The sequence below is a fragment of the Methyloglobulus sp. genome (assembly GCF_046714055.1).
In the GTDB taxonomy this organism is placed as follows: domain Bacteria; phylum Pseudomonadota; class Gammaproteobacteria; order Methylococcales; family Methylomonadaceae; genus Methyloglobulus.
In genome coordinates, this window is sequence record NZ_JBKKBJ010000291.1 from 1 (window position 1) to 9,598 (window position 9,598).

Annotated in this window: 4 protein-coding genes; all 4 read left to right on the forward strand. The window is 47.2% G+C overall.

The annotated features are described in order from the left end of the window. Positions 1–216 precede the first annotated feature (216 nt). Entirely contained in the window at positions 217–3,345 is a 3,129-nt protein-coding gene (gene recC / locus ACLQ6D_RS17605) for an exodeoxyribonuclease V subunit gamma (RefSeq protein ID WP_411728610.1), read from the forward strand. Continuing rightward, positions 3,335–6,898, forward strand: a complete 3,564-nt coding sequence (gene recB, locus ACLQ6D_RS17610; protein ID WP_411728611.1) for an exodeoxyribonuclease V subunit beta — start codon at positions 3,335–3,337, stop codon at positions 6,896–6,898. The genes recC and recB overlap by 11 nt, the downstream gene beginning before the upstream one ends. After that, the gene (gene recD / locus ACLQ6D_RS17615; protein WP_411728612.1) at positions 6,892–8,538 is read left to right on the forward strand and encodes an exodeoxyribonuclease V subunit alpha; all 1,647 of its coding nucleotides are present in this window, start codon (positions 6,892–6,894) and stop codon (positions 8,536–8,538) included. The genes recB and recD overlap by 7 nt, the downstream gene beginning before the upstream one ends. 413 nt (positions 8,539–8,951) lie before the next feature. Further along, positions 8,952–9,598 (forward strand): outer membrane beta-barrel protein (locus ACLQ6D_RS17620; RefSeq protein WP_411728613.1); only part of this gene is annotated, 647 nt, incomplete at its 3' end.

The window sequence follows — 9,598 nt, forward strand, 5'->3', positions numbered from 1 at the left end:
GCCTGGAGTGCCTTTCAATCAAACACAAGCTCAATCATTTTGCTCTCAGGGCTAAATTGTATTTGAAAGCCGTCCGGCTGGCTTTCGACGAGCTTCAAACGCTTAAGTGCGTAAGGTGAGTTAATAAGTGATTGATGGGTATAAGCCGCGCAACAAGATTTGCTCCCGTTTTGCCATGAGGTGATAATGCTTTGCCCACGACTTTGAAAGAACTGCATGTTTATTCTACACAGCTCCAACAAAACTGAAAATCTGGTCGCTCATCTGGTCTCGGTCATTTCCAACGCACCGCTGGACACGCCTTTCGCCAAGGAGGTGTTCCTGATCCAGAGCCAGGGTATGGAGCGGTGGCTGTCGCAGCAATTGGCGAGCCGATTTCATGTGTGGGCGAATTACCAGTTTTTATTTCCCGGCAAATTTTTTAGTTTTATCGCCCAGCAATTGGATAGCCAAGTAAATGATTCTACTTTTGACCGCAGCCTGATGCTTTGGCGGCTGGAAGCCTTGTTGCGCAACTTGGAACACCTTGATTGTTTGCCCTTAATTCAGTATTTATCCGGTACCAATCAAGCTTTAAAACGCTACCAACTAGCCCAGCAACTTGCTCAGATTTTCGACCAGTACCAAATCATGCGCCCCGACTTGCTGGTGGCATGGCAAAATGGCCGTCTTTTGTATAACACCGACATTGAACGCTGGCAAAAAGCGCTTTGGCACCAGTTAACCGCGCAGATAGGCCAAAAACATCGAGGCGCATTATGGCTGGATGTTATCGCCAAATTAAATCATGCAGCAGAAGGTACTTTGAGTAGGCAATTGCCGGAACGTATTTCTGTGTTTGGCGTTAATACCATGCCGCCGTTGTTTTTAAACTATCTCCAGAGCCTGGCCAAACACTGTCAGGTACATCTTTACCTGCTCAATCCGGCACAAACATTCTGGGCCGATCTGGCAAGTAAACGACAACTGCCCACCGACGATATTGATACCGGACACCCTTTGCTAGCAAGCCTGGGACAACAAGGGCGAGAATTCCAGGAAATGTTATTGGAATTCACCCAGTTTGATTTTGAGCCGGAAAGTTTTGAACAGGTTGAAAAGCCCAATAACCTCCAGCAGTTACAGAACGATATTTTAAATAATGCTGTATCTGGGCAGGTTTTGGAAAAAGATGGCTCTATCAGCCTACATGCCTGCCATTCCAGAAAACGGGAAGTTGAAGTCCTCAGAAACCAGTTATTGCAGGCTTTGGAAAACGATACAACGCTGGAATTGCGCGATATTGCGGTGATGGCACCGGATATCCAACTGTACGAACCGTTTATTTCCGCCGTATTTAGTGATATTCAACACGCTATCGCCGATCGCAGCTTACGGCTTGACAATCAGGCGCTGGATACGTTCATACGGTTTTTGGAATTAAGCCAAAGCCGCCTGGGTTGGCAAAGTGTGCTGGATATTCTGGAGGGCGTTGAAATTTTTCCAAACTTTGGACTCTCTGAAACCGATCTTGACTTGATAAAGCACTGGGTTCAAGACACCAATGTGCGTTGGGGACAATCGGGACAACATAAAAAAGAATTGGGGCTACCGGAACTTAACGAACACACCTGGCAAGCCGCATTGGATAGAATGCTGATGGGTTACGCGGTCGGCCATGAAGATGATTTTATCGGTGATGTCCTCCCTTACAAGCATATTGAAGGCTCATCGGCTGACGCACTCGGTGGGCTACACGACTTTTTGTTTGTGCTGTTTCAGGCCAAAGCCGAACTAAAACAAGCCAAAAGCCTTAAATCATGGGGTAATCAGCTTTATTATTATGCCGACCAATTACTTGGTAAAGCCGACTTGAAGGCTGATCTGATAGAGCGCCAACAACTCAATGAATTGTTGCTGGAGTTGTCAACAAACCTTGCGGACGTTCATGGCGATCCCGTCGAGTTGCAAGTCATCATCACATGGTTGGAAGGGATGGTCGCTGAACGTAAATCGGCAAACGGTTTTTTGCGCGGTCAATTGACGTTTTGTTCGATGCTGCCCATGCGTTCCATCCCTTTCAAGATCATTGCCTTGATGGGAATTAACGAAGGCGAATTCCCTAAAGTTGAGCGTAAACCCACTTTCGATTTAATCTCCCAACACTTTCGCAAAGGTGACCGCTCACGCAGGGCTGATGACCGTTATCAATTTCTGGAAATTTTGCTGTCAACTAGACGACAATTAATCATCACTTACATAGGCCAATCGCAGTCCAATAATGAGGTCATTCCGCCTTCTGTCGTAATCACTGAATTGCTGGATGTGTTGAGGGATTATTACCAGCTTTCCGGCCTAATTACCCGCCACCCTTTACAGCCATTCAGCAGACGCTATTTTGATGGCTTGACCGATTTATTCAGCTTTTCGGAAGCCGATTGTGAAACAGCTAAAGCCTTATCAGCACCCAAGCCGGAACCTGCTTTATGGTGGCAAGGCTCCATCAATACCGAAACTGAAGAGGTAATTGAATTAGGCGATTTATTCAGGTTTTTTCAGCATCCGCAGCGTTATTTCATGTGCCAGCAACTGCATTTGCGTTATGTGGGTATTGATGCGGAAACGCAGGAACGTGAGCCCTTCACTATCAATGAACTCAGCCTGTATGACATGAATCAGGAGTGGATACAGCAATTACTTGCAGGTTCATCTGTTTCGCTTACAAAACTGCAAGCCCAGGGTTTGTGGCTGCCCGGCGTAGCAGGTGACGTGGAATTCGAGCAACATCAACTTACGATGCAGGAATTTGTTGAACGGATACGAACAACAAACATAGGACAGCCTTTGGACGACCTTGCTGTTGATCTGAAAATCGGCGACTATCGGCTGGTTGGCAAACTAGGTAACTGCTATCAAAACGGCAACCTGATTTATCGTTATGCTAAATTAAAAGGTAAGGACTTTATTAGTGCCTGGTTACATCACTTGATAATTAACCACGCGCAAGAACAAAACACTTACCTAATAAGTGCAGACGAAAATTTGCTGTTTCAGCCCGACATTTGCAGCCCAGAATATTTACCCCAATTTATTGAAATCTACCGCCTAGGCCAGCAGCAACCGAATGCCTTTTTTGTTGAAGCGGCTTTGGCTTATCTCAAGCAAACCGATAAACAAAGAGCGGTAAAGTCGCCGCTGGACGCAGCTCGGGGGGGGTTATCTACTACAATTTCGTATCCAAGTGAACACGAACTCAGGCAACTATATGGAAATGTCCCAGATATGGGATTGGTTCTGACGGATACATTCGAGGAACAATGCAAATCTTTGTTACTGCCAGCATGGAACGCAGCACATGGAAATTAAGGACTTCGATCCGGTATTGACCGAGTTGCGCAAAGGCACCAGCCTGATCGAAGCCAGCGCAGGTACGGGCAAAACCTACACCATCGCCATGCTGGTATTGCGTCTGTTGGTTGAACAGGACGTGTCGATAGACAAGGTGTTGGTTGTGACTTTTACCAAAGCGGCAACCGAGGAACTCAAAGACCGCATACGCAACAGATTGGCCGATGCAAAAAGAGTTTTGGCAGGCCACACTGATACAACAGACAGCAACATCGGTACTTGGCTGGCACAGATCGATCTGCCACCCGAGATTATCAAACGACGTTTGGATCTGGCCTTGCTGGACATAGACCAAGCCGGGATTTTCACCATACATGGTTTCTGCCAGCGCGTACTCAGGGAACATGCACTGGCCAGCGGGCAATTGTTCGATGCTGAGTTGACGGACGATCTGGCGGCAATCAAGCAAGCCTGTGCCGATGATTTCTGGCGGCGGCACGTCCAAAACCGCACGGCGTGGGAAGTTGCGGTACTGACCAAAGACATCAAATCGCCGGATGCTTTACTTGGCAGCATTAATAATGTTTCCAACGATGCGCTGATCTACCCTGACGAACTACCTCTGGATACTGCTTTAGCTGAGTTGAAGCAACTCGCGGATAACGCGAAAACGAAACTGGCGATTTGCGCCCAAAAGGTCGAGGCACAGTTCACTGGGCAATCCTTCAAAGCCAGCTATCAAGCAATATTTACAGGACATTGCAGCATGTTAGGCGAGTGGCTACAAGGTGATACCTTGCAATTCCCGAATGCCGAGGCTTTGTCTTTGTTGACTTACGAGGGACTGTTGGACGGGTTGAACGGCACTCAATTTAAGAAAAATAAAGATCGGCACAGCGAGGAACGGAAGGCGGAATTCTTGGCCTCATTAAATCTTGATACCAAACCCTTTGAGGACTTGGCAGCTAAGGCGGAGCAAATCACCGTTGCCTTGCGTAGGAGTTTGCTTGAATTCCTGCGGAAAGAACTGGACAAACAGCTAGAACAAATCAACGTCTGGTCATTCGACAATTTAATCACCCACTTGGCAATAGCATTAGATGGTGAGCGATCACAACAGTTAATCGGTGAGCTCAGACAACGCTTCAATGCGGCATTAATCGACGAGTTCCAAGACACTGACAATAACCAATGGCATATTTTTTCCAGTATTTTTGCCGTGGATAGCCATTATTTGGTCTTGGTCGGCGACCCCAAACAGGCCATCTATAAATTTCGTGGTGCCGATATTTATTCCTATCTTGAGGCGCAGACGCAAGCGCAGCACCGCTTTACGCTCAGGAATAACTGGCGCTCGCATCCCCTTTTAGTTGAGGCTGTTAACCGCTTGTTTCAAAGGGAACAAGCGTTTTTATTGCCGGATATAGTCTTTAACACCACTCAACCCGGCTTATCGAAAGAAGATGGAACCTTACATGCGTGCGGAAAGGCCGCTGCGCCCATGATGCTCTGGCAGTTGCAAGAAAGCGACAGCAAGACCGGGTATTGGCAAAGCAACCATAGCGATGCTGCGGATGCAATCTGCATTGCCGTGGTCGATGAAATTGTTGAATTACTGACTGGCAACTATACGATACAACCCCAGAATCGAAAGTTACAACCCCAGGATATTGCCATTCTGGTACAGACCAATAAGCAAGCCAGGGAATATCAACAGGCATTACGCCAAGCTGGCGTGCCCTCGATATTAAACAGCACCGAATCTGTTTTTACGTCTGCTGAAGCGGAACATTTGTACATCCTGTTACAAGCGGTCGCGCATCCAGGTGACATCAACCTGCTTGGCCTAGCGCTGGCCTTAAGCTGGTTTGGTCATGACGGGCAGAGGCTTTACCAAATCATCAACAGCGAAATTGAGATGGATAACATCCTGTCGAGATTTCTGGGCTATTACCAAACCTGGCAGCAAGCGGGCATGATGACCATGATGCAAACCTTACTAAAGCAGGAAAAAATATCGGCGGTATTATCAAAATCCGTGCTGGCAGAGCGCCGATTGACCAATTTGCAGCACATACTGGAACTGTTGCAGCAAGCGGTGATTGACGAACGCCTGGGCATTCATAAAACTCTAAACTGGCTAAAAACGGCGATAACGCGAGCCAAAGAAAATCCTGGCAGTCCAGACAGTCAACAACTACGTCTTGAAAGCGATGCCGATGCAGTAAAAATCATCACTATGCACCGTGCCAAAGGTCTTGAGTATCCCATCGTTTTTTGCCCTTACCTATGGCAACGCAAGCATCGCCCCAATGAAAAAAATCCCTTGGTCCTGTGCCATCTTCCTGAAATGGAAGGTGGCAACAAAAGCCGTTTGATTGTGGATTTGGGTTCTGCCGAGATTGACAAGCACCATGCCCAAGCACAGTATGAAGATCACGCGGAGGATTTGCGCCTGGCTTATGTGGCAGTAACCCGGGCAAAATGCCGTTGTTATATCGCATGGGCAAACGTCCGTGCTGAAACTGCGGCTAATGATTCCGCACTGGCGTGGTTACTGGATTTTGCGGAAGACGATTTTTCCGGGCAGCAAGCCGTTTTGCAAGCGCTGCAAACACAGGACGAAAACACTTTTGCTTACCGATTGTTGGATAGTTCCGGCACCATAACCGGTAGCTACCAACCATCAGGAACACACCCCAAACTACTGGCAAAAAAACGGCACAGGTCGTTATACACGGACTGGCAAATGAGCAGCTATACGGCGTTATCGGCACTAAGCCTGTCCGAAACGCCTGAAATGCCGGAAGATAAAGTGGGGGAAAATCAGTATACGCCTAACAACTTGATCGATACGCGTGAAAGCTTGGTCGACCTTCTCCCTGCTGGCGCACATACCGGAAATGTTATTCATGAGCTGCTTGAACACGTACCATTCATCGACTTGGCCAATAAACGCAATATTTCAGCGCTAAGGGACAAAACCTGTCAGCGTTACGGCTTACGGCTGGAGCAGCCGGAAATTATTGACAACCTTTTGCACAAAACGGTCACCACCCCGTTGTCGGTAACGGATCCCCAGTTTTGTCTGATGAATATACCGGATGCCCAATGTTTAAAAGAGATACCTTTTTACCTGTCCCTGCCCTCTTTCAATACCCATCAACTTAACGGGATTTTGCATAATAAACCGGCATTCCAACCCTTAACTGCCAAGCAGATGAGCGGTTTTCTGACGGGTTTTATCGACCTGATTTGCGTATACGGCCATCGTTATTATGTGATGGATTACAAAACGAATAGCCTCCCCGATTACCGAATCGACACCTTAACCCATGCCATGCGTGAACATAATTACGGCTTACAGTACTGGATTTATAGCGCGGTATTGCACAGCTATCTACAAAACCGGTTAGCCAATTACAACTACGCCCAACATTTCGGTGGCGTGCGTTATTTATTCGTCCGTGGCATGGGGCCTGACACGGCAATGAGCGGCGTTTTTCAGGACAGCCCCGACTTGCCGACCATCGAAGCGCTGACTGCGTTATTCAAGGAGCGGACGTGTTAGCATTTAATGAGGAGGAAATCTTTAGCCGCCTGGATATTGCCTTCGCCCGGTTTCTAAGCCAACGCACAACGCTGGCTGCCAACAGAAAACAAGCGCTGGAGACTCTGCTGGCAACGTTGTCGCAAAGACAACATCAAGGCCACAGTTGTATTGAAATTAATAAGTCGGATAAAAATCTGCTGTTGGCTTCGGGGCTAGCCAGTGAGCATCCGGCAATCCCTTCCCAGACTTACCCATTGGCCTTAGAACAAAACCGTTTATACCTGCAACGGTACTGGTTTTATGAAGACCGACTGGCAAAGCAGATTAAGCAACTTGCACACATCTCTAAACCCGTTGAAAACCTGGATAGTCTGCTTGACCGATATTTTTGCGTCTGCGCTACAGAAACGGACTGGCAACGGGAAGCGGCAAAAATAGCCGCCCAGCAAGCATTTTGCATCATTACCGGTGGCCCAGGCACGGGCAAAACCACCACCGTGTGCAAAATTTTGGCGGTGTTGCAAGAGTTAGCCGATGAACCCTTATTGATTGCTTTGACGGCACCTACCGGAAAAGCGGCAATGCGCCTTCAGGAAGCCATCGCGGTTAACATAGACGGTTTAGATTGCCTGGATACCATAAAGGAACAGATACCGCACACGGCCATCACTTTACACCGTTTACTTGGCGCCAAGCCGCCCTCACCTTATTTTCACCATGATGCGACTAATCCTTTGATTTTTGACCTCGTGGTCGTCGATGAAGCATCGATGGTTGACCTCGCGCTCATGAGTAAATTGGTCGATGCCTTAAAGCCCGGGGCTAAGATAATTCTATTGGGCGATAAAGATCAGCTTGCCTCTGTAGAATCAGGGGCAGTGCTCGCCGACTTGATCGCTGCATTGCCAGACAACACGGTTGAATTAAAGCAATCGTATCGCTTTGACGATAACATAAAAAAACTGGCTGATGCAGTCAATCAACAACACCATGAAGCTGCCTGGAGCATCTTGTCAGCGGGCAATGAAACTGCCGGGATACTGGAACAAAAACATCTCATACCTTATATATTGGAACAGCGAGAAAACTATGTACGTTTGGTTAAAGCAAGGGCTGAATTTACCGATGTTTATCGCGCTTTTAGTCGTTTCCAGGTGGTGTGTTCTAACCGCCATGGAAAAAACGGCGCTTTGGCAATAAATGACGCTGTCGAACAGGGACTTTTTGGGCAACGTACCCTAAGCAGCCCAATATTGTGGTATCCGGGCCGTCCGGTGATGGTAATGCAAAATAATCCAGCCCTGCATCTTTACAATGGCGATATCGGTATCTGTTTATCCGATAAAGATCAAAACGGAAACCTGATGGTTTTTTTTCAGCGGCCTGACGGCACGCTTAAAAAATATCTGCCAGCGCGTATGCCAACGTGTGAAACCGTGTTTGCCATGACCATACACAAAAGCCAGGGTTCTGAATTTGACGAAGCACTGATTGTGTTGCCGGAAACCATCAACCCCGTTTTGAGCAAGGAACTGCTCTATACCGCAATTACCCGAGCCAAGAAGCACATTAAACTCGTTGCGGAGGAAAGTGTTTTTGCCGCAACTATCAACAGAAAAATGGAAAGGGTGACAGGACTGGCGAACAAATTTCAATAACTAAACGCCAAACAGGTTGGCGTGGTAAACATGGAAATTTAGCCCCCTTCCTCAGAAGAAACTCGCATAACCCTATAACTGAGCGTTGCCATGGCTATTCTTAATATTCATCGGGTAAGTGTCGTTAGTCCGATAATAATGTTGTATATTCAATACTATTGTTGTATAGTTAATACAAGCGTTAGGTTTTCATGTTCTTGTATGGTTTCAGTTTGCAATGAGCGATGCGCTTTGCCCTTGATTGAAAACAGATAAAAAGATTGTATTTGACAAAGTCAGGCTTGCACTTGAAACAGCTTTTAGTGTAAGTTTGGGTTGTCGAAAGGTAGTAGGGTTCAAGCAGGCACTGTATTGACATATATTCAGTTACCCATTTAACCAATTATTTTTCTCACTAACCTAAGGATAAGATTATGATTAATAAATATTTAATGGCCTTTGCCCTATTAGCAAGCGTGGGCTTTACCGCATCGGTGCATGCCGAAGAGTTCCTAGACAATCGTTGGTATGTCGCGCCTTTCGGCTCGTATGTGAATCCCGGCGGCGATAGAAATGCAGATAACGCTGGCTATGGTGCTGGCTTGGGCTTCGGCAAAATCATTGATGAACATTTCAACGTTGAGTTGAGAGGCTTTTATAATGGCTTTGATGATGAAACCAATCGTTCCCCTCGAAAAAACGGCCAATGGGATCTTGCCGGTGGCACTGCGGATTTGCAATATTATTTCTGGCGTGACAAGTTTTCCCCCTACACGGTCATCGCAGCGGGCGGCATGAACAGCTATGTCAACGGTAACAGCGGTGTCGGCATTATCGGTGAAGCCGGAGCGGGTTTTACCTACGAACTCCATGACAACTTCCTGCTCCGCAGTGATATACGTTATCGCTACAACAACAACTTTAACGCACACTTGACTCCAGTGGGCGGCACAGATGAATATCATGATATGATCCTCAACGTTGGCTTTGTGGTTCCTTTGGGGCCCAAACCTAAAGCCGCCGCACCGGAACCTGTTACCGATTGTTCAACCTTAGACTCAGATTCCGATGGCGTTAATGA